This window comes from Halomonas sp. C10-5 (genome assembly GCF_057169305.1).
The window spans coordinates 2,094,916-2,121,684 of the sequence record NZ_CP175665.1 but is presented as its reverse complement, the minus strand read 5'-3'; the positions used below and the strand labels follow the sequence as shown (position 1 = coordinate 2,121,684).

Sequence of the window (26,769 nt, the reverse complement as noted above, 5' to 3'; positions counted from 1 at the left end):
TGCTTGCCATGGCTTCATACCTCCTGGCCATCGATCAGGGCACCACCAGTTCCCGCGCCATCCTCTTCGATCGTGATGGTCAGGCTGTGGCCACGGCGCAGCGCGAATTCTCTCAGCACTTTCCCCACGATGGCTGGATCGAGCATGATCCGGAGGATATCTGGGAGTCCGTGCTCGCCACCTGCCGCGAAGTGCTCGCCGATACGGGCATCGCTCCGGAGGCGATCGCCGGGGTCGGCATCACCAATCAGCGCGAGACCACCGTGCTGTGGGACCGGGCGACCGGCGAGCCGCTCTACAACGCCATCGTCTGGCAGGATCGCCGCACTGACGAGGCTTGCCGGCAGTTGCGTGAGGCGGGCCACCTGGAGGATGTCCAGTCACGCACGGGGCTGCTGATCGACCCCTACTTCTCGGCGACCAAGCTCGGCTGGCTGCTCGATGAGGTCCCGGGTGCGCGGGAGCGGGCCGAGCGGGGAGAGCTGGCCTTCGGCACCGTGGACAGCTTCCTGATCTGGCGGCTGACGGGCGGTCGGGTGCATGCCACCGATGCCACCAATGCCTCGCGCACCGCCCTGTTCAATATCCATGAGCAGCGCTGGGACGAGGCGCTGCTGGCCTTGTTCGACATCCCGGAAAACCTGCTGCCCGAGGTCAAGGACTCCAGCGACGACTTCGGCCATGTCGATGCCCGCTGGCTGGGAGAGGAGTTGCCCATCGCCGGGGTGGCCGGTGACCAGCAGGCCGCGCTGGTCGGCCAGGCCTGCTTCACGCCCGGCATGGGCAAGAGCACCTACGGCACCGGCTGCTTCATGATCGTCAACACCGGCGAGGTCGCCGAGACCTCGCGCAACCGCTTGCTGACCACGGTGGCCTATCGGCTCAACGGCAAGCCCACCTACGCCATGGAGGGCAGCATCTTCGTTGCCGGAGCTACGGTGCAGTGGCTGCGCGACGGTCTGCAGCTGTTTGCCGACGCCGCGGAGACCGAGGCCCTGGCGCGCCAGACGCGCAGCGGCCATAGCGTCTATCTGGTGCCGGCCTTCACCGGCCTGGGCGCACCGCACTGGGACCCCAAGGCGCGCGGGGCGATCTTCGGCCTGACCCGCGATACCGGTATCGCCGAGATCGTCGCCGCCGGCCTCCAGGCCGTCTGCTACCAGAGCCGCGACCTGCAGGTCTGCATGGACGATGACATGTCCGCCACGCCGGGCATCCTCAGGGTCGATGGTGGCATGGTGGCCAACAACTGGGTGATGCAGTTCCTCGCCGACATGCTGGGCGTTCCGGTGGACCGCCCCACGGTGCTGGAGACGACGGCTCTGGGTGCTGCCTATCTCGCCGGGCTTCGGCTCGGCTGGTATCGTGACCTCGACGAGGTCGCCGCGCTGTGGCGCTGTGAACGTCGCTTTTCGCCGCAGATGGACGAGGCAGAACGCGAGCGCCTCTATGGAGGCTGGAAGGAGGCCATCGAACGGGTGCGTACCGAGTAGCGTGAAACCGTTCAAGGTGCTGATTCGCCGACATTGGCGGGTGACATCAGGGCTTGCATTCCCGGGCCGGATGGGTAGAATACGCATCCGTTGCCGCGACGAAGTCTTGTCGCAGCGGAGATTCAGGACCATAGCTCAGTTGGTTAGAGCGCCACGTTGACATCGTGGAGGTCGGCGGTTCAAATCCGCCTGGTCCTACCAAATCTCGCCCGGTGACACCTGCTTCAGGACCATAGCTCAGTTGGTTAGAGCGCCACGTTGACATCGTGGAGGTCGGCGGTTCAAATCCGCCTGGTCCTACCAGATACAGAATCGCCCCCGCAGCCCTGCTGCGGGGGCGATTTGTTTTGTACCTCCTGCCTGGCTGCCGAGGCTCAGGCGAGGTCGGTGCGTTCGATGAAGGTGGCCATCAGGGCCTCGATGCCCGCCTGGTCCTCGTCGGTGAAACGCCCCTGGCGTGGGCTGTCCAGGTCCAGCACGCCCCACAGTCGATCCGCAACCACGACCGGCACCACCAGTTCGGCGCTGGAGTCGGCGTCGCAGGCGATATGGTCGGCCACGCTGTGGACGTCATCCACGCGCTGGGTGGTGCGTGTGCGTGCGGCTGCCCCGCACACTCCCTTGGCGAAGGGGATTGGGTGGCAAGCCGGTTTGCCCTGGAAGGGGCCCAGGGAGAGCAGCTCCGGCTGGCGCTGCAGATAGAACCCGACCCAGTTGAGATCGGGGACCTGCTGCATGATGAAGGCACAGGTCTGGGCGCTGTTGGTCAGCCAGTCGCGGGTGTCGAGAAGGGCTGCCAGCTGGCGGTTGAGCAGGGAATAGTCGGGCGTCATCTTGGCTCCTTGAAACAGCAGGGCCGGCCTTGCGGCCGGCCCTCTGGCATTGTCGGTGCTGATCCGGCGGCAAGCCCCGGAGCGCCGGACCGCCGAGGAGGCGCTGTGAACCCCTCCCTGGGCGCTACCGACGCCATCCCTGGCGTAGGACCTCCTCTCCGGCTTGCCCCCGGCACACCTTGCCGCCAGGCAATCGAGTTACCTTACTTCCAGCCGGGCACCGCCTGGGCACCGAACAGCTCCTCGGCCTTGGCCTCGACCTCTTCGGTCTGGTAGGACTTGACCAGCTGCTGGATCGCTTCGCGCTCCTCGTCACCGCCGCGTACCGCGATCAGGTTGACGTAGGGTGACTCCGGACCCTCCTTGATCAGGGCGTCCTCCAGGGTCAAGCCGGCGGGCTGGGCGAAGGTGTTGTTGATGAAGGCCATATCGACGTCGGGCAGCACGCGCGGGAGCTGGGCGGCCTCGATCTCGCGGAACTCGAAGTCGCGCGGGTTGGCGGCGATATCCAGCGGCGTGGCTTCCAGGTTCTCGGGGTCGGTCAGCTCCAGCATGCCGAGGTTGTGCATCAGGATGAGCGCGCGTCCCTCGTTGGAGGGGTCGTTGGGCAGGGCGATGGTGGCACCGTCCGGCAGCGCCTCGATGCTGTCATATTTCTCGGAGTAGGCGCCGATGGGGTAGACGAAGGTGTAGCCGGCGATGGCGAAGTCGTAGCCGCGGTCCTCGACCATGGAGCGCATGTAGGGCTCGTGCTGGTAGGCGTTGGCGTCGAGGCTGCCGTCGGCCAGTGCCGCGTTGGGTGTCACGTAGTCGGTGAACTCGATGATCTCCACCTCGAGGCCGTACTCGCGCTCGGCGATCTCGGCGGCGACTTCCATCACCTGGGTCTCGGGGCCGGCGACGGTGCCGACCTTGATGGCGTGATCATCGGCCAGGGCGCTGCCGACGGGCAGGGTGGAGGCCAGCAGGGTGGCGAGCAGTGTCTTGCGCATGGAATCGCTCCTTCTGTTGTGTCGGTACGATACTAAAGGAATAAGCCTGATATTTTAAATATCAATATGTTATTTAACGGTGTCTTCCTTACTTGTGGTCGCTCTTCCTTACCAGGTAGTCCCCCAGGCTCTGGAAGCCCTGCACCATGACCACCAGGATCGCCACGGTGATCAACATGATGGTGGGGTTGAATCGATTGTAGCCGTAGCGGATGCCGAGGTCGCCCAGGCCGCCGCCGCCCACGGCGCCGGCCATGGCCGAGTAGCTCACCAGGGTCACGATGGTGACGGTAAGGGCGGTGAAGATGCCACCCCGTGCCTCGGGCAGCAGCACCTTGAGGATGATCTGCCAGGGTGTGGCGCCCATGGACTGGGCGGCCTCGACCAGGCCCGGGTTGATCTCGTTGAGTGCGCCCTCCACCAGGCGGGCGATGAACGGAATGGCGGCGATGGTCAGCGGCACGGCGGCGGCGTTGGTGCCGATGGAGGTGCCCACCAGCATGCGTGTGAAGGGGATGATCGCCACCATCAGGATGATGAACGGGATCGAGCGGCCGATATTGGTGATGATTCCCAGCGCGCCGTTGAGTGCCGGTTGGGCCAGCACCTGACCGGGGCGGGTGACATAGAGCAGTACCCCCAGTGGGATGCCCACCAGGGCCGAGATCACCCCGGAGATGGCTACCATATAGAGGGTGTCGAGGGTCGCCTCGAGGATCAGTTCAAGCATTGCGCTGGACATGGCCAAGCACCTCCACCTGCAGGTCGTGGGATTCGAGATAGTCGAGGGCCTCGCGGGTCTTCTCGGAGGGCCCCATCAGTTCGGCGATCATCAGGCCCAGGGTGCGCTCCTGGATCGACTCCACCTTGGCCTGCAGGATGCTGACATCGACGCCACACTCCCGGGCCAGGCGCGACACCAGAGGCGAGGCCACGGCGTCGCCGCGGAAGGCCAGGCGTACCACCGGGTGGGTGTTGTGGCCCGGGGACGCCTCGAGTCGCTCGATCAGTGCCCGCGGCGGTTCCAGCTTGAGGAAGTCGTTGAGGAACTCGCGGCCCAGTCGCGTCTGCGGGGCGGTGAAGAAGTCGCCCACGTCGGCCTCCTCGACCAGCTCGCCGTCGGAGATCAGGCTCACCCGATGGCAGATCGACTTGACCACTTCCATCTCGTGGGTGATCAGCAGGATGGTCAGGCCGAGCTTCTGGTTGATGTCGCGCAGCAGGGCCAGGATCGACCCGGTGGTCTGGGGATCGAGCGCCGAGGTGGCCTCGTCGCACAGCAGCACCTTGGGACGGCTGGCGAGTGCCCGGGCGATGGCCACGCGCTGCTTCTGGCCGCCGGAGAGCTGGGCCGGATACTGGCTGGCCTTGTCGGCGAGTCCCACCAGTTCCAGCAGCGGGGTGACCCGCTCGCTGATCTCGGCACGCGGCATGCCCATCAGCTCCAGGGGCAGGGCCACATTGGCGAAGACCGTGCGGTTGGTCAGCAGGTTGAAATGCTGAAAGATCATGCCCATGCCGTGGCGCGCCTGGTTGAGCGCCTGGCGGGACAAGCCGGTGAGTTCGCGGCCGTCAACGGTGACGGTGCCGGTGGTCGGGCGTTCGAGAAGGTTGACGCAGCGGATCAGTGTCGACTTGCCGGCCCCGGAGAGGCCGATCACGCCGTGGATGCGGCCCGCGGGCACGTGGAAGTCGACGTGCTTGAGCGCCGGCACGGTCCTGGCGATGCCGCCGTGTCGGCCCTTGAGCACATAGGTCTTGGAAACGTTGTCGAGTCGGATCATGGATGCCACCGCTGTGGGCGCCGAGGCGGGCGGTGCAGGACGGGGGCAAAAAAAAGGCCACCCTGACGGGTGGCCATCAACGCTGGACACACCCTTTTAGCTGCACTTCACGCCATGACCGAGTCATGCCGCGGGCGCCCGCAAGCCGGGTTCAAATCGGCGCCATTCAATGTAGCCGGCAAGGATAGGGGTAGGCTATGGGCCTGTCAATCTCGCCGAGAGCCCGTCTGACCAGGCGGCCTTGATCCCGAAATATCCTTTGTTCATTTTGTATTTTATGGTGGATCTTGTGGTTCATGGCGGAAATGGACGGGAAGGGAGGGAATTCCCTACACTCGTGCTTCTTCCTGCTCCCTGTGTGGGGCACCCGTAGTCAAGGAGACGCCATGTTCACTGGCATCGTGCAGGGCACCGCCGAGGTGGTGGCCATTCAGGAGGCCGAAGCCTTCCGTACCCATGTCGTCGTGCTGCCCGAGAATCTGGGGGAGGGGCTGGAGATCGGTGCCTCGGTGGCGCATAACGGCGTCTGTCTGACGGTGACCGCCATCGATGGCGAGCGCGTCAGCTTCGATCTGATGCGCGAGACGCTGCGCGTCACCAATCTCGGTGAGCTGGCGGTGGGCGACCGCGTCAACATCGAGCGGGCTGCGCGCTTCGGTGACGAGATCGGCGGGCACGCCATGTCGGGACACGTCATGGCCCAGGCCGAACTGGTCGAGCTCGACGAGGCGCCCAACAATCGGCGGCTGTGGTTCGAACTGCCCCATGCCCTGGGTCGTTTCCTGTTCGACAAGGGCTATATCGGCGTCGACGGGGCGAGCCTGACCATCGGCGAGGTGCGTCGCGCCACGGCCGAGCATGGCCCGCGCTTCTGCGTCGACCTGATACCCGAGACCCTGCACCGCACCATCCTGGGCGAGCGCGTGCCCGGCGATCGGGTCAACATCGAGATCGACCCCCAGACCCAGGCCATCGTCGAGACGGTTGAGCGTGTGCTGGAGACCCGCGGCATCTAGCGTTGGCGGCGGCGGCTGACGCCGCTACCGTCAGCTGCTTAACTTGGCAGACACCGCTGCCTCGCATCGCCGCGAGGCTTTGGGTACCATGTGCGGCTTTTCCGCACCCAGGATCGCAGCACCGTCCATGCGCCCAGGAACGACACCATGCTGAATCGCCTGATCGAACGTCAATTCAAGCTCTCCGAGCACAAGACTTCCGTCAAGACGGAGGTCATCGCGGGGTTCACCACCTTCCTGACGATGGCCTACATCATCTTCGTCAACCCCAGCATCCTCTCCGAGGCGGGCATGGACTACGGTGCGGTGTTCGTCGCCACCTGCCTGGCCGCGGCACTGGGCTGTCTGGTGATGGGGTTATGGGCCAACTATCCCATCGCCCAGGCCCCGGGCATGGGGCTCAACGCCTTCTTTACCTACGGCGTGGTGCTGGGCATGGGCTACACCTGGGAGGCGGCGCTGGGTGCGGTATTCTTCTCGGGTCTGACCTTCTTCCTGCTCAGCATCTTCCGCGTCCGCGAGTGGATCATCAACTCGATCCCGCTCTCCCTGCGCCTTGGTATCGCCGCCGGTATCGGACTGTTCCTGGCCATGATCGCCATGAAGAACGCCGGCATCGTGGTCGCCAACCCGGCCACCTACGTCGCGGTGGGTGACCTCTCCGAACCGTCGGCGCTGTATGCGCTGCTGGGCTTCTTCGTGATCACCGCGCTCTCCTACATGCGGGTCACCGGTGCGGTGATGATCGGCATCCTTGGCATCACCGTGCTGGCCATGGTGCTGGGCCATAACGAGTATGGCGGCCTGATGTCCATGCCGCCATCCATGGCCCCCACCTTCATGGCTCTGGATCTGGCCGGCGCACTCGATGTGGCGATGCTCAGCGTGATCTTCGCCTTCCTGTTTGTCGACCTCTTCGATACCTCCGGCACGCTGATCGGCGTGGCCCACAAGGGGGGGCTGCTCGACAAGGAGGGCAAGTTGCCCCGCATCGGCCGTGCGATGATGGCCGACAGTACCGCTTCCATGGCCGGCGCCGTGCTGGGCACCTCCACCACTACCAGCTACGTGGAATCCACCGCCGGCATTGCCTCGGGCGGGCGCACCGGCCTGACCGCCGTGGTGGTGGCCGTGCTGTTTCTGATCAGCCTGTTCTTCGCGCCGCTGGCGGGCTCCATTCCGGCCTATGCCACCGCCGGTGCGCTGCTCTATGTGGCGGTGCTGATGGCCGGCAGCCTGGCCCATGCCAACTGGGAAGACCCCACTGATGCCGCACCGGTGCTGATCGCCGCCCTGGCCATGCCGCTGACCTTCTCCATCGCCGAGGGGATCGCCTTGGGCTTCATCAGCTTCGTGGCCATCAAGGCGCTCTCCGGCCGCTTCCGTGACCTTAATCCCGCGGTGGTCGTGCTGGCGTTGCTGTTTGCCGCCAAGTTCCTGTTCCTCGACTGATCATTCACTACCGAGACCCGCCATGAGCATCTACGGCGACTACATCAAGTCCGTCATCCGCACTGTCCCCGACTGGCCCCAGCCGGGGGTCAACTTCCGCGATATTACGCCGCTGCTGCAGAACAGTGCCGCCTTCCGCAAGCTGGTCGACAGCTTCGTGCACCGCTATCAGGAGATGGATATCGACGCCGTGGCGGCCATCGACGCCCGCGGGTTCATCGTCGGCGCGCCGCTGGCCTACGAGCTGGGCTGCAGCTTCGTGCCGGTGCGCAAGAAGGGCAAGCTGCCGTTTCGCACCATCAGCGAGACCTACACCCTGGAGTACGGCGAGGCCGAGGTGGAGCTGCACTCCGACGCCTTCAAGGCGGGCGACCGCATCCTGATCGTCGACGACCTGATCGCCACCGGCGGCACCATGCTGGCCGCCGCCAAGCTGATCAGCCGCAGCGGCGGTCAGGTGGTGGAGACCGCCACCATCGTCGACCTGCCGGACCTCGGCGGCTCGGCGCGCATCCGCGAGGCCGGCTACGGCGTCTTTGCCGTCTGTTCCTTCACCGAGGACGAATGATTCCATGAGCAGCAACCGCTACCACCAGCATTTCACCGTCTCCTGGGATCAGCTGCACCGCGACGTGCGCGAGCTCTGCCACCGCCTGGTGGAACGTGACTTCAAGGGCATCGTCGCCATCACCCGTGGCGGCCTGATCCCCGCGGCACTGATCGCCCGGGAGCTCAACGTGCGCCTGATCGATACGGTGTGCATCAAGAGCTACGACCACATGGATCAGGGCGGGCTGGACGTCATGAAGGGCGTCGACCATGACGGCGAGGGCTGGCTGCTGGTCGATGATCTGGTGGACACCGGCAAGACCGCCCGCAAGGTTCGCGAGATGCTGCCCAAGGCGCACTTCGTCACCGTCTATGCCAAGCCCGAGGGCAAGCCGCTGGTCGACCAATACCTCACCGAGGTGGCCCAGGACTGCTGGATCCAGTTCCCTTGGGACATGGGCGTGGCCTACGTCGAGCCGCTGGCCGACCAGGTCAAGCGCTGAGGCGAGGAGGGCAGGGATGGCAGCACCGCTACCCGCCAGCTGGCAGCAGTGGCTCGACGCCGAGTTCGAGGCGCCCTACATGCAGTCGCTGCGTGACTTCCTGGCCGCCGAGAAGGCCGCCAGGAAGGTGATCTACCCCCACTCCTCGGAGTGGTTTCGCGCCTTCGAACTCACCCCCCTGGAAAAGGTCAAGGTGGTGATCCTCGGCCAGGATCCCTACCACGGACCGGGCCAGGCCCACGGGCTGTGCTTCTCGGTGCGTCCAGGTGTGCGCATCCCACCGTCGCTGGTCAATATCTACAAGGAATTGCAGGCGGACGTGGGTTTCAGGCCGGTGGATCACGGCAATCTCGAATCCTGGGCGCGCCAGGGGGTGCTGCTGCTCAACACCTCGCTGACGGTGGAGCAGGGCAATGCCGGCTCGCACCGTGGCCGCGGCTGGGAGACCTTCACCGACCACGCCATCGCCACGGTGAGCGAGCATGCCGAGCCCTCGGTGTTCCTGCTGTGGGGCAGCCCGGCCCGCAAGAAGAAGGCACTGATCGATACCTCGCGCCATCTGGTGCTGGAGTCCCCTCACCCCTCGCCACTCTCCGCCCACCGCGGCTTCTTCGGCAACCATCACTTCTCCCGGGCCAACGCCTTTCTGGTCGAGCACGGCCGCGAGCCCATTGACTGGCAGCTGCCCGATCGTCCCGATGAGTGAGCGCCTTAACGTCAACGCGGGATGCGGTTAGAATGGCCGGCAATTTGTCGTTGCTGTCCATCCCACGATAGTCGCCACGTACTCTCCGCCGTCCAAGAGGTCTCCCCATGAGCGTCCACGCCATCCAGCACCCCCTGGTCCAGCACAAGCTGGGCTTGATGCGCGAAGCCGGCATCAGCACCAAGAGCTTCCGCGAACTGGCCGGTGAGCTGGCCAAGCTGCTCACCTACGAGGCGACCCAGGACCTTGAGCTCCAGGAGCAGGAGATCGACGGCTGGAGCGGCAACAAGATCCCGGTACAGCTGCTCAAGGGCAAGAAGGTCACCATCGTGCCTATCCTGCGCGCCGGCCTGGGCATGCTCGACGGCGTCACCGACCTGATCCCCAGTGCGCGGATCAGTGTGGTGGGTCTCTATCGCGACGAGGAGACCCTCGAGCCGGTGCCGTACTTCGCCAAGTTCGCTAATGACCTGGACGAGCGCATGGCCATCGTCATCGACCCCATGCTGGCCACCGGCGGGACCATGGTGGCGACCCTGGACATGCTGCGCGAACGTGGCTGCAAACATATGAAGGTGATCGTCCTGGTGGCGGCACCCGAGGGGATCAAGCGGGTGCAGGATGCCTACCCCGACATCGAGATCTATACCGCCGGGGTGGATGAGCGACTCGACGAGAATGGCTATATCGTCCCCGGCCTGGGTGATGCCGGTGACAAGATCTTCGGCACGCGCTGACCCTTTTCGACCCTGTCATCACGCCCCTGAGACATTGCTCCAGGGGCGTTTTTATGGAGACCTATCATATGAGTGACTCTTCAGCGGCCGTCAAGCGACCCGCCGACTCCCTGCCACGCACGCTGCTGACCGGCGTGCAGATGCTGTTCGTCGCCTTCGGCGCCCTGGTTCTGGTGCCACTGCTCACCGGCCTCGATCCCAGTGTGGCCCTGTTTACCGCGGGTATCGGCACGCTGCTGTTCCACGGAGTGACGAAGCTGACGGTGCCGGTATTCCTGGCCTCGTCGTTCGCCTTTATCGCGCCGATCCAGGGCTCCATCGCCAACTTCGGTGTGTCGGCCACCATGGGCGGGCTGATGGCCGCCGGCCTGGTCTACGTGGCGATCTCCCAGACCGTGCGCCTCAAGGGCACCGCCTGGTTGCATCGCCTGTTGCCGCCGGTGGTGGTGGGACCGGTGATCATGGTGATCGGCCTGGCTCTGGCGCCGGTGGCGGTGAGCATGGCGACCGGTGAGACCAGCGACCATATCGATTACGGCCCGGCACTGTTCCTGTCCATGACGAGCCTGCTGGTGACTCTGGTGCTGGCGGTCTTCGGGCGTGGCATTGTGCGCCTGGTCCCGATCATGGGGGGCATCGTCACTGGCTATGTGCTGGCGCTGATGATGGGGCTGGTGGACTTCTCGCCGGTGCGCGAGGCTGCCTGGTTGGCCATCCCCGAGTTCACTGCGCCTAGCTTCCACTGGGCGGCGATCCTGTTCATGATCCCGGTGGCCATCGCCCCGGCGGTGGAGCATATCGGCGACATGGTGGCGATCGGTTCGGTGACGCGCCAGAACTACCTGCAGAAGCCGGGCCTGCATCGCACCCTGCTCGGTGATGGCCTGGCCACCACCGCCGCGGCGCTGTTCGGCGGACCGCCCAACACTACCTATTCCGAGGTGACCGGGGCGGTGACCCTGACCCGCGCCTTCGACCCGCGCATCATGCTGGTGGCCGCCTGCACCGCCATCGCCCTGGCCTTCATCGCCAAGCTAGGAGCGCTGCTGCAGACCATCCCCGGGCCCGTGATGGGGGGCATCATGACCTTGCTATTCGGCTCCATTGCCGTGGTGGGCATGAACACCCTGGTGCGTGCCGGCCACTCGCTGACCGCCCCGCGCAACCTGGTGGTGATCTCGCTGATTCTGGTGTTCGGCATCGGTGGCATGCAGGTGGGTGGCGGCCAGTTCACCCTGCAGGGGGTGAGCCTGGCCGCCCTGGTAGGTATCGTGCTCAACTGGGTGCTGCCCGGCGCCGAGGAGGACGAGTAAACAGCAGCCAAACAGGCTCGTCGCCGGGCTTCACCGGCGGCAGGCCTGCCAGGAGGCGCTGTGAATACGTCCCTGTACGCTACCTCGGCCATCCCTGGTCCTCGGACCTCCTCCTCGGCCTGCCCCCGGTGCCCTCGGCTTGCCCGCTGTTCCGGTCTCAGTCGCGGTAGCGGCGGGTCAGGTCGCCGTAGGCGTCGACGCGGCGATCCCTGAGGTAGGGCCAGATCCGCCGTACGTCCTCGCCGCGGTCCATGTCCAGGGTCACCAGCAGGCGCTCGGCCTGGGTGCCGGCGTGGGCCAGCAGCTCCCCCTGGGGGCCGGCGATGAAGCTGCCGCCCCAGAAGTCGACGCCGCGGCCGACCCCGGAGTGGTCGGGCTCGTGGTCGACGCGGTTGGCCACAACCACCGGCACCCCGTTGGCCACCGCGTGGCTGCGCTGGATCAGGGTCCAGGCATCCTTCTGACGCGCCTTCTCGTCATCGTCATCGGCGGGGTCCCAGCCGATGGCGGTGGGGTAGAGCAGTAGCTCCGCTCCGGCCAAGGCCATCAGGCGCGCCGCTTCCGGGTACCACTGGTCCCAGCACACCAACACGCCGAGCCGGCCTACCGAGGTGTCGATGGGGGCGAAGCCCTGGCCGGTGCCATCGGCGTCCCCCGGCGTGAAGTAGAACTTCTCGTAAAAGCCCGGATCGTCGGGGATATGCATCTTGCGGTAGTGGCCCACGGCACCCAGCTTGCGGTCATAGACCACTGCGGTGTTGTGGTAGAGGCCGGCGGCGCGGCGCTCGAAGAGCGAGCCGACCAGCACGATATCGAGCTCGGCGGCCAGTGCCGCGAGGCGGGTCCCGGTGGGGCCATCCAGCGGCTCGGCCAGGTCGAAGAGTTCGGTGTCCTCGTACTGGCAGAAGTAGTGGGTGGCGTGCAGTTCCTGGAGCATGACCAGCTCGGCGCCGGCAGCGGCCAGCTCGCGGATGCCGGCCTCACTCTCGGCGAGGCTTCTGGCCTTGTCGGGCCAGGCGGGCTGCTGGACCAGGCCGACCTTCAGATGACGGGACATGTTGAGTTCTCCTCGTTATGTTTTGCTCGAGGCTTATCCGGGGATAGGTTTCCGAGGGGGCGCTGTGAATACTTCCCTGTACGCTACCGACGCCCTGCGGCGCTCTCGCATCCTGCGCCGCTTGCAGGGCCGGTGCTGACCATCCATGGTCAGCCCGTTCGGAGCTTCGCTCCTCACCCCTGGCGTAGGACCTCCTCTTCGGCTTGTCCCCAGCGCCCCTGCTAGTGTGGCTATAAGACAGTTTTCAGGCCTGTTTGCTTAGGCTGCCGCGGGGCAGCTGCATGGTCAGGCAGTGCAGGCTGCCGTGCTGGCGGATCACGCTGCGACAGTCGATGGGCAGGATATCCCGCTCCGGAAAGGCCTCGTCCAGGGCATTCAATGCCCGGGTGTCGGCGGCGTCGCCGTAGGTGGGCACCAACACGGCGCCGTTGATGATCAGGAAGTTGGCATAGGTGGCCGGCAGGCGGTGGCCGTCCTCGGGATCCAGGCAGGCTTTGGGCCAGGGCAGGGGCACCAGACGGTAGGGCTGGCCGTCGGCGCGGCGCAGCGCCTTGAGCTCCGCCTCCATGGCGGCAAGCGCCGGGTAGTGGGGATCCTGCTCGTCGTCGCAATGCACGTAGGCGATGGTGGCCGGGTCGCAGAAGCGGGCCAGGGTATCCACGTGGCTGTCGGTGTCGTCGCCCACCAGGTGCCCGTGGGACAGCCAAAGCACCCGCGTCACGCCGAAGTCCGCGTGGAGCCACTCCTCCACGGCGCGGCGGTCGAGCCCGGGGTTGCGATTGGGGTTGAGTAGGCAGGCCTCGGTGGTGAGCAGGGTACCCTCGCCGTCGCTCTCGATGGCGCCGCCCTCCAGTACCAGGCCACGCTCGCTGACCGGGCAGGCGTAGGCGCCGGCTGCGGCGAGGCGGCGGGTCAGGGTGTTGTCCCTGGCGGCGGGAAACTTCCCGCCCCAGCCGGTGAATACATAGTCGTTAAGTACCAGCTTGCCGTCGCACTCCACGGCCAGGGGGCCATGGTCGCGGGCCCAGGTGTCGTCCGCCTCGGCGACCACCAGCGTCAGCCGCTCGGCAGGGACACCCAGCAGGGAGAAGCGTCGCGCGAGGTGGGTGCGGACAAGCGTGGTGGGCACGCTGATCAGCAAACTCTCGTAGCGGGCGATGGCCACCACCATCGACTCCAGGGTCGCCTCGATGCGCTCCAGCATCGGTGCCCAGTCGCTCTCCGGGCCGGGCCAGGTCAGTTGGACGGCATCCTGAGGATGCCACTCGGGGAGCAGGCGTATGGCCATCGGGTCGGTCCAGATCGTGAGGTGTCAGGCGGCGAATGTAGGCGGCCCGGTCGCGCTATGCAAGCGCACAGGACGGCACAGCCCTTGCTGGTCTTCGCCCCGGGCGGTGGTATCCTGATGGCAACGTCGACCGTTCCGGGGTCGCTAAGGAGTCGCATGCGCGCCAGTACCCTGCTTTCCGTGATCACCGTGCTGGGCCTGACGCTCGGTGGCTGTACCGCGCTTCCCGACCGTGAAACGGTGGCCAGCACTTCGAACGAGTGGCTGACCCGTTCCGGAGAGGTCATCAGTGCCCAGGGCCAGCGCCTGGCCGGTCTCTTCGGGGGGGATGATGCCGAACAGGTGGCGTTGGCCGGCGAACTTCGCGAGGAGCGCCAGGCGCTCTTCGAGCAGCCCTATATCGATCCGCTGACCCGTTATCTCGAGGAGCACGCCGAGGATCCACGCTACGCCGAGGTGCTGACCGACATCTCACGAGAGCGTGATCGTCGCTGTGCGGCCATCGCCGACGAGTATGCCGAGCGTCCTGCCAACCGCGAGACCCTGGCCCGCTATCGGCGTGGTTACCTCTACTCCTGCCCCGCCGAGGTCAATGCCTTCTATACGCGGGTGCGACAGCAGGAGGCGCGGAGGGCCACTGCCGTAACCGCACCCGACGCGGGCGATACGCTGGTTGAGCCCCTGGCGGAGCGCGACGAGCGCGTCGAGGAGGCGGTGGATCGGCGCCAGGCCAACGACTGCTACCTGCTGTTCACCATTCGCAACCTGGGCAAGGCTCGCGAGGCCTGTCGGGTTCCCGCCGAACAGGACGATCCCCGTGCCCAGCGACACATGGGCAGCATGGCCGAGCTGGCAGGCGAGCGCGAGGAGGCGTTGCGCTGGTACCGGCGTGCCGTGAGCAACGGCGATAACCAGGCCAGGGAGCGGCTCGAGGCACTCACCGCCTCCCCTGATGGTGCGGGCGCCGAGGGCACCCGGTGAGACGCCAGCGCCCTGTCCTCGGGCGTCGCCCCCTGATCATGCTGCTGCTGGCGCTGCTGGTGGCGCTGTTCTTCGGTGGCATGTGGCTGCTCTCGACCCTCAATCTGCGCTATGCGGAGGGTGCGCTCGCGGAGCTGCGTGAGCGGCAGATCGTCGATACTTTCCACGCCAACCTTGACCGCATCGATGCCCACCATCGGCGCATGGAGCAGAACAGCCTTGGGCTGGCCCGGGCGGGAGTGCTGCTTGCCGAGATGGAGGCGGACGAGGCCAGGGTATCCGAGGCCCTGGAGCAGGCCCTGGCCGAGTTTCCCGACGCCCGGGGAGCTACCCTGTGGCTGACCCGGTCGGCGCGACCCGTCGCGATGTTCGCGCGTCGCGAGGAGCAGCGTGTGGTGGTCGAGCCACTGGAGTCCGGCTGGGCTCAGGCGGAGTGGCTGCAGGCCCGCCTCGCTGACTGGGGCGAGGGCAATCCCCAGCCTCACTGGACCGCCACCTACTTCAAGCCGCGCATCGATGATGCGGTGATCAGCGTCAGTGCGCCGATCCGTGATGCGGCGGGTCGCGTGCTGGGCATGGCCGCCAGCGACTGGGTGGCCGACGACATCATCGGCCTGGTCAGCGATGTGCAGGTCACACCGAGCACCTTCGCGTTCCTTGTCGATCGCGAGAATCGCAACCTTTCCAGCCTGGCCCGTGCCGCGGACATGCAGCGTGCCCAGCGTCTCATCGAGGAGGTGTCGGCGCTTGAGCTGCACCACCAGGCCGGTGAACTGGCCGCCATGGATGGCATGGCGCAGCGCGATCTCACCCTCGCGGGGCAGCCCTGGTCGCTCTATCATGACGCCACCCGCGCCGGCATGGTGTTCGGCATCGCCGTGCCCCAGGCCGAGATCGATGCCGTGCTGGCTCCCATGCGCGGGGTCAACCTGCAACTGCTGATCGGTATCGGTCTGGTCCTGCTGTTGCTGGCCGGGGTAGTCCTGTTCCTGGTGGCGGGGCTGCTTCGCCAGCTGCGTACCCTCTACACCGACCCACTGACCCGGCTGCCCAACCGCGCGCGACTGCTGGCCGATCTCGAAGCTGGCCGCGCGGGCTCGCTGATGCTGGTCAATGTCGATGGCTTCAAGCAGTTCAACGACCTCTTCGGCCACCACTGCGGCGACCGGGTCATCCAGCGCGTTGCGGAGCGTCTCGAGGAGCTGCTGAAGGAGAGCGGCTGGCGCGACTGTCGGCTCTATCGCATGCCCGGAGACGAACAGGCGGTGTGGTTTCCCGGCGCCGTGGCAGATGACACCCTGCATGCCACGGTCGATTCCCTCTACCACTCCCTGAACGGCCTGCGGCTCGACTGGCGGGGGCAGGAACTGCCGCTGCAGATGACCCTGGGCGTGGCCTCGAGCTGGCAGCTGGTGAATGGCGGCGATGGTGACGAGGCGCTGCTCTCATCGGCCAACATCGCCCTCAAGCAGGCCCGCGTGGCGCAGCGGCCCTACGCCTTCTATGACCCGGCGACCCGGGTGCGACGCGACTACGAGCGAAACCTGGCCTGGGCGAATCGGCTGGCCGAGGCCCTCGATGATGGTCGAGTAGTGGCCTATTTCCAGCCGATTCTCGAGGTAGCGAGCGGGCGGGTCGGCAAGTTTGAATGCCTGGTGCGGATGCTGGATGAAGAGGGCAGCCCGGTAAGTCCCGGCGTCTTCCTCGAGGTGGCCCGGCGCAGCCGGCTCTACCGCCGGTTGACGCTGACCATGATCGATCGCTGCCTGGCGGCGTTGGCCGAGAGTCCCCACGAATTCTCCCTGAATCTGTCCGGCGAGGATATCGTCGATGCCGAGATCAGCGAAGCGCTGGTGGCGCGGGTGGCCGAGAGAGGCGTCGGTGACAGGCTGATTTTCGAGATCCTCGAATCCGAGGGGATCGACAACTATGCCGCGGTCAGCGCCTTCATCGCCAGGGCCAAGGCGCTTGGGGTGCGCATCGCCATCGATGATTTCGGCAGCGGCTACTCGAACTTCGAGCATCTGCTGCGTCTCGACGTGGACCTGCTCAAGATCGATGGCAGCCTGGTACGTCAGCTCGACAGCGACGCCGGTGCCGAGACGCTGGTTCGAGGCATCGTGGGATTTGCCCGCGAGATGGGCATCGCCACGGTGGCGGAGTTCGTGCACAGTGCCGCAGTACTGGAGAAGGTGCAGGCCCTGGGCGTTGACTTCGCCCAGGGCGCCTGCATCGGCATGCCCGAGCCGCATCCCGAGTTCGAGGCCGTCGTCGGCGAGAGCCGTGCAAATCGCGTGGATTAGCCTTCCCCGGCGATGCAGCGTCACGGCAAAAGCCTTACCATGGGCGCCCGCTGCCTTGCTACAGGGCGCCCGCTGACAAGGAACGCCATCAATGCTGGATAGACTGCCTTTCCTGATCGGATTGCGCTATGTGCGCGCCAAGCGCCGCAACCACTTCATCTCCTTCATCTCGTTGACCTCCATGCTGGGCCTGATGCTCGGCGTGGCCGTGCTGATCTTGGTGCTTTCGGTGATGAACGGCTTCGATCACGAGCTACGTACCCGAATCCTCGGCATGGTGCCCCACACCAAGATCGAGTCGCGTACCGGCATGGTGGAGTGGGAGGCGCTGGCCGAACGCCTGATGGAGCGCGAGCGGGTGATCGGCGCCGCCCCCTACGTGGAACAGCAGGGCATGTTCTCGGTGGGCGGCAGCAACGAAGGCGCCATGGTCAATGGTATCCATCCCGAGTGGGAGGACAGGGTATCGATCATCGGCGAGAACATGCAGCAGGGCAGCCTCGCCGACCTCGAGCCCGGCGAGTGGAATATCGTGCTCGGCTCGATCCTGGCGCGGCGTCTGGGGGTGGGGGTCGGCGACCGGGTCACCCTGCTGGTGCCCGAGGCCTCGATCACCCCGGCCGGAGTCTTTCCGCGGCTCAAGCGCTTCAACGTCAGCGGTATCTTCAGCGTCGGAGCCGATCTCGACGCTGCCCTGGCCTATGCCCATATCGATGACATGCAGACCCTGGCGCGCCTGGGTGACGCCGTGGGTGGCCTGCGCCTGGAGCTCGATGACCTGTTCGCGGCGAGCGCCGAGACCCGGGCGATCGTCAACGAGCTGGGGCCGGGCTACCGTGGCTACGACTGGACCTTCTCCCATGGCAACCTCTTCCAGGCGATCCAGATGGAGAAGCGTATGATCGCGCTGCTGCTTACGGTGATCATCGCCGTGGCGGCCTTCAACATCGTCTCGACCCTGGTGATGGTGGTGACCGACAAGCACGCCGATATCGCCATCCTGCGCACCATCGGTGCCACGCCGCGCTCGATCATGGGCATCTTCGTGGTTCAGGGCCTGGCCATCGGCGTGATCGGCATCCTGGTGGGCGTGGGGCTCGGGGTGCTGCTGGCACTGACCATCTCCGACATCATCGACTGGGTCGAGGCGGTGTTCGGCATCCAGTTCCTCGATGCCGGCGTCTACTTCATCAGCAACCTTCCCTCGCGGCTGCACTGGGAGGATGTCGGCAACATCGTCGCCGCGGCCCTGGTCCTGACCTTCCTCTCCACCCTCTATCCGGCCTGGCGCGCCGCCCGCGTGCAGCCGGCGGAGGTGCTGCGCTATGAGTGATGCCCGCCACGCCTCTAGCCCCCACCAGGAGACAGCCATGCAACGCACCGCCGGGCAGATCATGCTGGAGTGCCACGACCTGACCCGTGTATATCGCGAGGGCCCCCAGGACATTACCGTGCTCGATGGGCTCTCCCTCACAGTCAATGCCGGTGAGCGGGTGGCTATCGTCGGCAGCTCCGGCTCCGGTAAGACCACGCTGCTCAACCTGCTGGGCGGGCTCGACCGGCCCAGTCGTGGTGAGGTGCGTATCGCCGGCGAGTCGCTGCTCAACCTCGGCGAGGCCGCCCTGGGGCGCTTCCGCAACCGCCATATCGGCTTCGTCTACCAGTTCCACCATCTGTTGGCCGAGTTCACCGCGGTGGAGAACGCGGCCCTGCCGCTGATCGTGCGGGGTCAGCGCAAGAAGGTTGCCGTGGCCAGTGCCCTGAAGCTGCTGGAGAAGGTCGGCATGGCATCGCGCGCCGACCACAAGCCCGGCGAGCTCTCCGGCGGTGAGCGCCAGCGGGTGGCCATCGCCCGGGCGCTGGTCACCGACCCCAGCCTGGTGCTGATGGACGAGCCCACCGGTAATCTGGACCAGCACACCGCGGCCGGCATCCTGGCGCTGATGGATGAGCTGGCCCGTACTGCCGCCTGTGCCTTCGTCATCGTTACCCACGACCCGGCCCTCGCCGCCCATCAGGATCGCGTCATGCGCCTCGACGAGGGGCGGCTGAGCGAACAGCCGGGGGCCTCGACCGCGAGCTGAGCCCGTCCCGTTCGCTGTGCCTGCGGCCGCCTCTCGAGGCGGCCGCCTGCATTGTGGGGCTGCAGGTGGGGCAGGATGGCGTCGCGCGTGGAGGACTACAGGGCGTCGTCGCAGCCGGCTTTGCGCCGCCGGCGATGGCGGGCCTTCCAGCTGCGCGACACTTGCCAGCGCCACAGCAGTCGCACCGCCAGGTTGCCGGCAAGCGCCAGTGCCAGCGCCGTGACCAGCGAACCCAGCGCCAGGGCGGGGAGGATGTCGCCCAGCCGTTCGGCAATCCATTGGGGGGAGAGGCGCTCGGGGGCATCGCTTGCCGGCATATCCATCACCCAGGCCCCGAGGCGGTAGTTGGCATAGAAGATCAGCGGCATGGTCAGCGGATTGGTGACCCAGACCAGGCCCACTGCAAGCGGCAGGTTGCAGCGCGCCACCCAGGCGCCGCAGGCCGCCACGGCCATCTGCAGGGGGATCGGCAGCATGGCGCTGAACAGGCCCACCGAAAAGGCGTTGGCCACGCTGCGACGACTCAACACCCACAACGCAGGATTACCGATCAGGCCGTCCATGAAGCGCAGCGAGCGCTGTCGCCTCAGGGCATCGGGGTGTGGCATGTAGCGCTGTAGCAGGCGGCGCGGCATGGCAATGGCTCGCGGCATCGTGACCTGGCCTATTATCCATACAAGGTCGCGTGACCGCACCCGCGGCCTTCCACGCCGCGGGGTATTGGCCCCTGTTGTCGGAGCCAGGCCATGCCGAGAGGATGGGCGCTTCTCCTGGCCCTCGCCGTGCTGTCGGGCATCGGGCTGGGTGGCAGTCCGCCGCCGGGCCTCGTCGAGGGGCTGTGCCTGGTGCTGTTGGCCGGCCTGGCGCTGCGCTGCCGGACGATGGCGGTGGATGTGCTGATTCTAGTGCGCCTGTGGGTGGACAGCGGGCGGTATGCGCCGGGGCCTGCCAGTGGAGCACTGGCCTGGACGGCGCGCTGACCTTCCGGCTCGTCGGTGAGAAGTTGCCGATTCCCGAGACGGCTCGGCCCGGTGTCGATTGCGGGCACCTTGCGTTAGAATCGCCGTAAACGCGGCGGGACTCCCGCGGCCACCGGAGAGGATGTGCGCATGGACATGATGGAGGCCCTGATCGCCGGGGGCTGGCTGATGCTTCCGCTGCTCGGCTGCTCGCTGCTGGCCACGGTGATCATCATCGAGCGCCTGTGGACCCTGCGCGCAGGGCGCATCGCCCCGCGCGGGCTGGGCCAGGAGGTGTGCACCCTGATCACCCGCGGCCAGGTCAATCTCTACTGGCTGGAGAGTCACTCGCCGCTGGGCGGGGTGCTGGCCGCCGGGCTGCGCAATGCCCGGCTCGGCCACGAGCAGGTCAGGGCGCGTCTGACCGAGGCCGCCACCGCGGTGATCCACGACATGGAGCGCTTCCTCAGCCCGCTGGGCACCATCGCCGCCATCGCCCCGTTGATCGGCCTGCTGGGCACCGTGGTGGGCATGATCGAGGTATTCGCGGTGATCGTGTCGGCGGAAGGGGCGAGCCGTGCGGGTGAGCTGGCCGGTGGCATCTCCCAGGCCCTGGTGACCACCGCGGCCGGCCTCACCGTGGCGATCCCCGCGCTGATGTTCCACCGCTACTTCCAGCGGCGTGTCGAGGATATCACCGTACGCATGGAGGAGCAGGCCGGTCAGGTGGTGGAGTTCCTGGCCCACTATGGCGACGATCTCACGCTGGCCGAGCGCCAGGAGCCGGCCCGGGACGCCGAGCGCGTCGAGGCCGATGGCCGGCTCGCTCCCGAGGTGAAACGCCCGTGAGGTTCCCCCGGCGCCGCCGTGACCCGGTGGAGGTGAATCTCACCCCGCTGATCGATGTGGTGTTCCTGCTGCTGATCTTCTTCATGGTCTCCACCACCTTCGAGACTCGGCAGGCGCTCGAACTCACCCTGCCGGAGTCGGTCAGTGGCGTCGCCGCCGAGCCGTCGCCGGTGACCCTGGTGGTCACCGCCGAGGGCGTCTATCGGCTGGCAGGGCGTGAACTGGCCCCCGAGTCGCTGGGTGTGGCGCTGGCCGCCGAAGCGGAACAGGCCCGCGAGCATGGTCTGGTGGTGGAGGCCGATGCGCAAGCCCGCCATGCGGATGTGGTGCGTGCCCTCGATCTAGCCGGACAGCAGGGTATCCAGCGCGTGCGGCTAGCGACTACCGAGAGTTCGTCGAGCGATTCCTTTCCCAGATCAGCGGAGACGCCGTGACCCCCATCGGGACTTCCCAACACGCTTCCCAGCAGTCGGGCGTGACGCTCTATCGCCGTCTGCTGGGCTATGTACGCCCCTACTGGCGCTCCTTCGCCCTGGCCATCTTCGGCTATGCCATCTATGCCGCCTCCAGCACCGCCCTGGCGGAGATGATGAAGCGCTTGATCGACGGCATCCAGGAGCCCGACGCCGCCTTTCGGCTGTTCCTGCCGCTGTTCGTGGTGGGGATGTTCGCCGCCCGGGGGCTGGGTACCTTTCTCGGCACCTACTACATGAGCAACGTGGCGCGTAACGTGGTCCACGCGCTGCGCTGCGATGTCTTCAACCATATGCTGCACCTGCCGGGGCGCTTCTTCGACAGCCACTCCAGCGGCCACCTGATCTCGCGGGTCACCTACCACGTGGAGCAGGTCACCGGGGCTGCCACCAAGGCACTGACCATCCTGCTGCGCGAGGGGCTCTTCGTGATCGGCCTGGTCAGCTACCTGCTGTGGACCAACTGGATGCTGACGCTGCTGTTCCTGGCGGTCACCCCGCTGATCGGCGGGGTAGTGAGCTATACCAGCAAGCGCTTCCGGCGCATCTCGGGGCGTATCCAGGCCTCCATGGGAGAGGTCACCCACGTCGCCTCCGAGGCGCTCTCCGGCTACCGGGTGGTGCGCACCCACGGCGCCGAGGAGTTCGAGAAGGCCCGCTTCGCGGCGGCCAGCGACTACAACCGCCAGCAGAGCCTGAAGGAGGCGCTGACCAAGGCAATCAGCACCCCGGTGATCCAGCTGCTGGTGGCCCTGGCCCTGGCGGTACTGGTGTGGCTGGCCATGTCGCCGGCGCTGATGGCCGACATGACCGCCGGCGAGTTCGTGGCCTTCATCACCGCCGCCTCGTTGATGGCCAAGCCGGTGCGTCAGCTGACCGAGATCAACAGCGAGATCCAGAAGGGCCTGGCCGCCTCGTCGGAGCTGTTCGGGCTGCTCGAGCAGCCTCCCGAGCGCGACGAGGGTACCTACGAGCCCTCGCGACTTGCCGGTCGCGTGACCCTGGAGGGGGTCGCCTTCCGCTATGCCGATGGCCAGCCGGAGGTGCTCAAGGGCATTGACCTTGAGGTGGCCGAGGGTGAGATGGTGGCGATCGTCGGGCGCTCGGGCAGCGGCAAGTCGACGCTGGTCGGCCTGCTGCCGCGCTTCTATCGTCCGAGTGCCGGGCGCGTGCTGATCGACGATGTGCCGCTGGATGACTATCGACTGGCACCGCTACGCCGCCAGATCGCTCTGGTCTCCCAGCAGGTGACCCTGTTCAACTCGAGCATTGCCGACAATATCGCCTACGGCGTGGACGACGCCGACCCGGCGGCCATCGAGGCGGCGGCACGCTCCGCCCATGCCCATGAGTTCATCGAGCGACTGCCCCAGGGCTATGCAACGCTGGTCGGTGACAACGGCGTGATGCTCTCCGGCGGGCAGCGTCAGCGCCTGGCCATCGCCCGGGCGATCTTCAAGGATGCGCCGCTGCTGATCCTCGACGAGGCCACCTCGGCGCTGGATACCGAGTCCGAACGTCATATCCAGGCGGCACTGGAAGAAGTTTGCAAGGGGCGCACCACCCTGGTGATCGCCCACCGCCTCTCCACCATCGAGCGCGCCGATCGCATCCTGGTCATGGAGCAGGGCGAGATCATCGAACAGGGCAGCCATGCCGAACTGCTGGCCCGTGATGGTGCCTATGCAGCGCTGCATCGCCTGCAGTTCCAGGAGGCCGACCCGGGATGAAGCGTAGGCAGGATGGCGGAACGGCGACCCTGGCCGCAGCGCAGCATTGCCTGCGCTGTCGGAAGTCCAGGCCGGCATGAGCGGGCTGGGCGAGCGCTGGCTGACCGCTGCCTACCGGGGGGATGCCTGGCTGGGGCTGCTGCGCCCGCTGGAGGCGCTCTACCGCTGGGTGGTGCGGCGTCGCGCCGCTGCCTATGCCAGCGGGCGCCGCCAGGCATGGCGGGCGCCGGTGCCGGTGATCGTGGTCGGTAACCTGACCCTGGGTGGCACCGGCAAGTCGCCGCTGGTGGCCTGGCTGGTGGAGCACCTGGCCGAGCGTGGCTGGCGGCCGGGTATCCTGTCGCGGGGTTATGGCGGCAAGTGCGCCGACTATCCGCTGCTGGTGGAGCCTTCGACGCCGGCCGCGGCTTGCGGGGATGAGCCGCGCATGCTGGCTGACCAGAGCGGGGTACCGGTGGTGGTGGATCCCGACCGTCCGCGCGGCGCTCGCCGGCTGCTGGAGGCCGGCTGCGATATCCTGGTCAGCGACGATGGCCTGCAGCACCTGGCACTGGCACGAGACCTGGAGCTGGTGGTGGTGGATGGTGCGCGGGGCTTCGGTAATGGCCGCTGCCTGCCGGCGGGGCCACTGCGCGAACCCCTGTCGCGCCTGGAGAGCGTGGATGCCATCCTGGTCAACGGTGAAGCGCAGCGCACGTTGCCCGTTGCCGCCCGGCGCATGACGCTGGTGCCATCCGCCTGGCGTCGCCTCGGCGATGGCCGGCGCTACCCCATCGCGGCGCCACCCTTCGCGGGGCCGGTGCATGCGGTGGCCGGCATCGGCCGACCGGAACGCTTCTTCGAGACCCTCGAGGGGCTCGGCATCGAAGTGATGGCCCACCCCTTCGGTGACCATCATGCTTTCCGTGCCGACGAGCTACGCTTCGCCGATCATCGGCCGCTGGTGATGACCGCCAAGGATGCCGTCAAGTGCCGTGACCTGGCCCCCGGGGAGAGCTGGGTGCTGGAAGTGGAGGCCGCCCCCGAGCCTGCCTTCGTCGCCTGGCTCGACGAGCGGCTGTCGGCGCTGAGGGTCCGCTGGGTGCCCGGGAACTATGACACGAATTCGCGAGCCGGCGAGATGTCGGCTCATCCCCCGAAGTGAGGTGAATACGATGGACAAGGAACTGCTGGCCATGCTGGTCTGCCCGCTGTGCAAGGGCAAGCTCAAGTACCACCGCGAGGCCGATGAACTGCACTGCCTCTTCGATGGCCTGGCCTATCCGGTCCGCGATGGCATTCCGGTGATGCTGGCCGAGGAGGCGCGACAGCTCTCCGTCGACGAGAAGCTGCATGACTCGCCCGGACGCACGGGAGAGGCCTGATGGCGGGCGACAGGGAGTTCATCGCGGTCATCCCGGCACGCTTCGCCTCGTCACGGCTGCCTGGCAAGCCACTGGCCGAGATCGCCGGTGAGCCGATGCTGGCCCACGTCTGGCGACGTGCCAGGGAGAGCGGGGCGACTCGGGTGGTGGTGGCCACCGACGATCCGCGTATCGAGCAGGCCATGGCGCCGCTGGGAGCGGAGGTGGTGATGACCCGCGCGGACCACCCCTCCGGTACCGACCGGCTGGCCGAGGTCGCCGAGCGCCTGGGGCTCGATGACGATGCCGTACTGGTCAACGTCCAGGGCGACGAGCCGCTGATCCCCCCGGCGCTGATAGATCAGGTCGCCGAGCGACTGTTCGATGATCCCGGGGCTTCCATCGCTACCCTGGCCGAGCCGATCAGCGAGGTGGAGTCACTGTTCAACCCCAACGTGGTCAAGGTGGTGCGAGCCCTGGATGGCCGCGCGCTCTACTTCTCGCGGGCACCCATCCCATGGGATCGCGATGCCTTCGCCACGCGGCCCGAGTTGCTCGAGACTGATGCCTGGCTGCGCCATATCGGCATCTATGCCTACCGCGCTGGCTTTCTCGCCGAGTACCGCGATTGGTTGCCGTCGCCCCTGGAGCGCCTGGAGCAGCTCGAACAGTTACGTGCGCTGCACCATGGCCACGCCATCCAGGTAGCGCTGGCCCGGGAGCCCCATCCCGCGGGGGTGGACACCGCCGAGGACCTGGCCCGTGTGCGGGCCCTGCTGACAACCGACGATGCTGAATCGGGAGGCCATTGATGCGTGTGCTGTTCGTCTGTCTGGGTAATATCTGCCGCTCGCCCACCGCCGAAGGGGTCTTTCGCCGCAAGCTGGAAGAGCGTGGCCTGGCCCACCGGGTCGCGGTCGACTCCTGTGGCATCGGCCCCTGGCATGTCGGCAAGGCGCCGGATCAGCGCGCCCGGGAGGCGGCCTCCCGGCGCGGTATTGACCTCTCGGCGCTGCGCGCCCGACAGCTGAGCGCCGCCGACTTCCACGCCTTCGATTATCTGCTGGCCATGGACCACGATAACCTGCAGGCCATGCACGAACGGGCGCCCGACGGTCTCGACGTCCATATGGGACTGTTCCTCGAGTTCGCCGATCTGCCGGACACCGCCGTCCCCGACCCCTACTATGGCGGCGAGGATGGCTTCGAGGAGGTCCTCGACCTGGTCGAGCGTGCCGCCGACGGCTTGCTGGAGGAGATCGCCGCGCGCCTGGAGACGCCGCGCTGATGGCGTCGATCCAGCGCGACCACGAGCTGAACCAGGCCAATACCCTGGGCCTTCCATGTGTGGCCGAACGCTTTATCGCACCGGGCAGCCTCGCGCAGCTCGGAGAGGTGCTGGCCGAGGCGCGCGCGCATGACTGGCCGCTGACCCTGCTGGGCGGCGGCAGCAACCTGATCCTGCCAGCGCGCCTGCCGGGCCTGGTGATTCAGCCGGCCATGGCCGACTGGTGGCAGGAGGAGGGCGAGCAGGGCGCGGTGCTGGTACATGCCGAGGCCGGGGTGAACTGGCACGAGCTGGTCATGGCGCTGGCCGCCGCTGGCCTTTGGGGTACCGAGAACCTGGCGTTGATTCCCGGCCATTGCGGCGCCGCACCGATCCAGAATATCGGCGCCTACGGCGTGGAACTGAGCGATGTCATCGAGGCGGTGCACCTGATCCATCTCGACGATGGGCGTGAGGCGGTGCTCTCGCCGGCGGAGTGTGCCTTCGGTTATCGCGACAGCGTCTTCAAGGGGGCGCTGGCGGGACGCGTGGTGATTACCCGGCTGGTGTTGCGTGTCTCTCGTCTGGCGCAGCCGCGTCTCGGCTATGGTGATCTCGCGAGCCGCACGGGGGCCTCGCCCACTGCCCTGGAGGTGGCCGAGGCGGTGTGTGCCATCCGCCGGGAGAAGCTACCCGACCCCGCACTGCTGGGCAATGCCGGCAGCTTCTTCAAGAACCCGCTGGTAGCGGTCGAACTGGCCGAGCGCCTGCTGGCCGAATTTCCGGAGATGCCGCACTTCCCCCAGCCGGACGGCCGCGTCAAGCTGGCCGCCGGCTGGCTGATCGACCGCTGTGGCCTGAAGGGCTGGCGAGAGGGCCATTTCGGCGTGCACGAGCGACAAGCGCTGGTGCTGGTCCACTTCGGTGGCGGCAGTGCCGAGGAGCTGCTGGGGTTTGCCGGGCGTGTCGCCGATAGCGTGCGCGAGCGCTTCGGTGTGTTACTGGAGCGCGAGCCACGGCTGGCCAGCGAGAGCCCCTGAGAGCTCCCTGGCCGAGA

At 66.9% G+C, this 26,769-nt stretch carries 28 protein-coding genes and 2 tRNA genes; 23 read left to right on the top strand and 7 right to left on the bottom strand.

What is annotated here, in order from left to right; all coding sequences use genetic code 11:
• Positions 1-8: 8 nt before the first annotated feature.
• The 3 genes from glpK (at position 9) to ACJ7IV_RS09875 (ending at position 1,796) form a co-directional block, all read left to right on the top strand.
• Positions 9-1,493: a glycerol kinase GlpK gene (gene glpK / locus ACJ7IV_RS09885; protein WP_483864243.1), complete on the top strand. Its 1,485-nt coding sequence runs from the start codon at positions 9-11 to the stop codon at positions 1,491-1,493.
• A gap of 124 nt (positions 1,494-1,617) precedes the next feature.
• Positions 1,618-1,694 (top strand) — tRNA-Val (locus tag ACJ7IV_RS09880).
• Between the two features lie 25 nt (positions 1,695-1,719).
• Positions 1,720-1,796, top strand: a tRNA-Val gene (locus ACJ7IV_RS09875).
• A gap of 71 nt (positions 1,797-1,867) precedes the next feature.
• Here the strand turns inward: ACJ7IV_RS09875 and ACJ7IV_RS09870 are convergent.
• The 4 genes from ACJ7IV_RS09870 to ACJ7IV_RS09855 form a co-directional block, all read right to left on the bottom strand.
• Entirely contained in the window at positions 1,868-2,326 is a 459-nt protein-coding gene (locus tag ACJ7IV_RS09870; protein WP_483864242.1) for a GAF domain-containing protein, read from the bottom strand.
• A gap of 203 nt (positions 2,327-2,529) precedes the next feature.
• Entirely contained in the window at positions 2,530-3,318 is a 789-nt protein-coding gene (locus tag ACJ7IV_RS09865; RefSeq protein ID WP_483864241.1) for a MetQ/NlpA family ABC transporter substrate-binding protein, read from the bottom strand.
• 88 nt (positions 3,319-3,406) lie between these two features.
• On the bottom strand, positions 3,407-4,060 hold the full coding sequence (locus ACJ7IV_RS09860) for a methionine ABC transporter permease (RefSeq protein ID WP_161432327.1): 654 nt from the start codon (positions 4,058-4,060) through the stop codon (positions 3,407-3,409).
• On the bottom strand, positions 4,041-5,102 hold the full coding sequence (locus tag ACJ7IV_RS09855) for a methionine ABC transporter ATP-binding protein (RefSeq protein WP_483864240.1): 1,062 nt from the start codon (positions 5,100-5,102) through the stop codon (positions 4,041-4,043). The genes ACJ7IV_RS09860 and ACJ7IV_RS09855 overlap by 20 nt, the downstream gene beginning before the upstream one ends.
• 386 nt (positions 5,103-5,488) lie before the next feature.
• Here ACJ7IV_RS09855 and ACJ7IV_RS09850 point away from each other — a divergent pair, with 386 nt between their 5' ends.
• The 7 genes from ACJ7IV_RS09850 to ACJ7IV_RS09820 all read left to right on the top strand — a co-directional run bounded on the left by ACJ7IV_RS09850 (position 5,489) and on the right by ACJ7IV_RS09820 (position 11,378).
• Positions 5,489-6,118 (top strand): riboflavin synthase subunit alpha, encoded by a 630-nt coding sequence (locus tag ACJ7IV_RS09850; protein WP_483864239.1) that lies wholly within the window; start codon positions 5,489-5,491, stop codon positions 6,116-6,118.
• Positions 6,119-6,265: 147 nt separating this feature from the next.
• A complete protein-coding gene (locus tag ACJ7IV_RS09845; protein ID WP_161432324.1) occupies positions 6,266-7,570 on the top strand; it encodes an NCS2 family permease in 1,305 nt (434 codons plus the stop codon).
• A gap of 22 nt (positions 7,571-7,592) precedes the next feature.
• Entirely contained in the window at positions 7,593-8,138 is a 546-nt protein-coding gene (locus tag ACJ7IV_RS09840) for an adenine phosphoribosyltransferase (protein ID WP_282042374.1), read from the top strand.
• 4 nt (positions 8,139-8,142) lie between these two features.
• Entirely contained in the window at positions 8,143-8,622 is a 480-nt protein-coding gene (gene gpt, locus ACJ7IV_RS09835) for a xanthine phosphoribosyltransferase (RefSeq protein WP_232910894.1), read from the top strand.
• 16 nt (positions 8,623-8,638) lie between these two features.
• Positions 8,639-9,328, top strand: a complete 690-nt coding sequence (gene ung / locus ACJ7IV_RS09830; RefSeq protein WP_483864238.1) for a uracil-DNA glycosylase — start codon at positions 8,639-8,641, stop codon at positions 9,326-9,328.
• Between the two features lie 107 nt (positions 9,329-9,435).
• On the top strand, positions 9,436-10,065 hold the full coding sequence (upp, locus tag ACJ7IV_RS09825) for a uracil phosphoribosyltransferase (RefSeq protein ID WP_483864237.1): 630 nt from the start codon (positions 9,436-9,438) through the stop codon (positions 10,063-10,065).
• 68 nt (positions 10,066-10,133) lie between these two features.
• On the top strand, positions 10,134-11,378 hold the full coding sequence (locus ACJ7IV_RS09820; RefSeq protein ID WP_483864236.1) for a uracil-xanthine permease family protein: 1,245 nt from the start codon (positions 10,134-10,136) through the stop codon (positions 11,376-11,378).
• Between the two features lie 157 nt (positions 11,379-11,535).
• Here the strand turns inward: ACJ7IV_RS09820 and ACJ7IV_RS09815 are convergent, their stop codons facing one another.
• Together ACJ7IV_RS09815 and ACJ7IV_RS09810 are read right to left on the bottom strand one after the other, a co-directional pair.
• Entirely contained in the window at positions 11,536-12,435 is a 900-nt protein-coding gene (locus ACJ7IV_RS09815; RefSeq protein WP_483864235.1) for a carbon-nitrogen hydrolase, read from the bottom strand.
• A gap of 244 nt (positions 12,436-12,679) precedes the next feature.
• Entirely contained in the window at positions 12,680-13,723 is a 1,044-nt protein-coding gene (locus tag ACJ7IV_RS09810) for an agmatine deiminase family protein (protein WP_483864234.1), read from the bottom strand.
• A gap of 156 nt (positions 13,724-13,879) precedes the next feature.
• Between ACJ7IV_RS09810 and ACJ7IV_RS09805 the strand changes: the two genes are divergently transcribed.
• The 4 genes from ACJ7IV_RS09805 (at position 13,880) to ACJ7IV_RS09790 (ending at position 19,091) form a co-directional block, all read left to right on the top strand.
• Positions 13,880-14,704, top strand: coding sequence for a hypothetical protein (locus ACJ7IV_RS09805; RefSeq protein WP_483864233.1), 825 nt, complete (start codon positions 13,880-13,882; stop codon positions 14,702-14,704).
• The gene (locus ACJ7IV_RS09800) at positions 14,701-17,007 is read left to right on the top strand and encodes an EAL domain-containing protein (protein ID WP_483864232.1); all 2,307 of its coding nucleotides are present in this window, start codon (positions 14,701-14,703) and stop codon (positions 17,005-17,007) included. The genes ACJ7IV_RS09805 and ACJ7IV_RS09800 overlap by 4 nt, the downstream gene beginning before the upstream one ends.
• Positions 17,008-17,098: 91 nt before the next feature.
• Complete coding sequence (locus tag ACJ7IV_RS09795) at positions 17,099-18,340, top strand: lipoprotein-releasing ABC transporter permease subunit (protein ID WP_483864231.1); 1,242 nt, start codon at positions 17,099-17,101, stop codon at positions 18,338-18,340.
• 37 nt (positions 18,341-18,377) lie between these two features.
• Positions 18,378-19,091 carry an ABC transporter ATP-binding protein gene (locus tag ACJ7IV_RS09790; protein WP_483864230.1) on the top strand — a complete coding sequence of 238 codons (714 nt, stop codon included), beginning with the start codon at positions 18,378-18,380 and terminating at the stop codon, positions 19,089-19,091.
• A gap of 95 nt (positions 19,092-19,186) precedes the next feature.
• Here ACJ7IV_RS09790 and ACJ7IV_RS09785 read toward each other — a convergent pair whose 3' ends face one another.
• Complete coding sequence (locus ACJ7IV_RS09785) at positions 19,187-19,726, bottom strand: DUF2062 domain-containing protein (protein WP_483864229.1); 540 nt, start codon at positions 19,724-19,726, stop codon at positions 19,187-19,189.
• Positions 19,727-19,837: 111 nt separating this feature from the next.
• Between ACJ7IV_RS09785 and ACJ7IV_RS09780 the strand changes: the two genes are divergently transcribed.
• The 9 genes from ACJ7IV_RS09780 to murB all read left to right on the top strand — a co-directional run bounded on the left by ACJ7IV_RS09780 (position 19,838) and on the right by murB (position 26,752).
• Entirely contained in the window at positions 19,838-20,071 is a 234-nt protein-coding gene (locus ACJ7IV_RS09780; protein ID WP_483864228.1) for a hypothetical protein, read from the top strand.
• A 129-nt stretch (positions 20,072-20,200) separates the two neighbouring features.
• Positions 20,201-20,899 (top strand): MotA/TolQ/ExbB proton channel family protein, encoded by a 699-nt coding sequence (locus tag ACJ7IV_RS09775; RefSeq protein WP_205743528.1) that lies wholly within the window; start codon positions 20,201-20,203, stop codon positions 20,897-20,899.
• On the top strand, positions 20,896-21,333 hold the full coding sequence (locus tag ACJ7IV_RS09770; RefSeq protein ID WP_483864227.1) for an ExbD/TolR family protein: 438 nt from the start codon (positions 20,896-20,898) through the stop codon (positions 21,331-21,333). The genes ACJ7IV_RS09775 and ACJ7IV_RS09770 overlap by 4 nt, the downstream gene beginning before the upstream one ends.
• Positions 21,330-23,102 (top strand): lipid A export permease/ATP-binding protein MsbA, encoded by a 1,773-nt coding sequence (gene msbA, locus ACJ7IV_RS09765; protein WP_483864226.1) that lies wholly within the window; start codon positions 21,330-21,332, stop codon positions 23,100-23,102. The genes ACJ7IV_RS09770 and msbA overlap by 4 nt, the downstream gene beginning before the upstream one ends.
• 76 nt (positions 23,103-23,178) lie before the next feature.
• The gene (lpxK, locus tag ACJ7IV_RS09760) at positions 23,179-24,246 is read left to right on the top strand and encodes a tetraacyldisaccharide 4'-kinase (RefSeq protein ID WP_483864225.1); all 1,068 of its coding nucleotides are present in this window, start codon (positions 23,179-23,181) and stop codon (positions 24,244-24,246) included.
• Positions 24,247-24,256: 10 nt separating this feature from the next.
• The gene (locus ACJ7IV_RS09755) at positions 24,257-24,466 is read left to right on the top strand and encodes a Trm112 family protein (RefSeq protein WP_213313321.1); all 210 of its coding nucleotides are present in this window, start codon (positions 24,257-24,259) and stop codon (positions 24,464-24,466) included.
• Entirely contained in the window at positions 24,466-25,257 is a 792-nt protein-coding gene (gene kdsB, locus ACJ7IV_RS09750) for a 3-deoxy-manno-octulosonate cytidylyltransferase (RefSeq protein ID WP_483864224.1), read from the top strand. Before ACJ7IV_RS09755 ends, kdsB begins: the two co-directional genes overlap by 1 nt.
• Complete coding sequence (locus tag ACJ7IV_RS09745) at positions 25,257-25,733, top strand: low molecular weight protein-tyrosine-phosphatase (RefSeq protein WP_483864223.1); 477 nt, start codon at positions 25,257-25,259, stop codon at positions 25,731-25,733. The genes kdsB and ACJ7IV_RS09745 overlap by 1 nt, the downstream gene beginning before the upstream one ends.
• Positions 25,733-26,752 (top strand): UDP-N-acetylmuramate dehydrogenase, encoded by a 1,020-nt coding sequence (gene murB / locus ACJ7IV_RS09740; protein ID WP_483864222.1) that lies wholly within the window; start codon positions 25,733-25,735, stop codon positions 26,750-26,752. The genes ACJ7IV_RS09745 and murB overlap by 1 nt, the downstream gene beginning before the upstream one ends.
• The last annotated feature ends 17 nt before the right edge of the window (positions 26,753-26,769 follow it).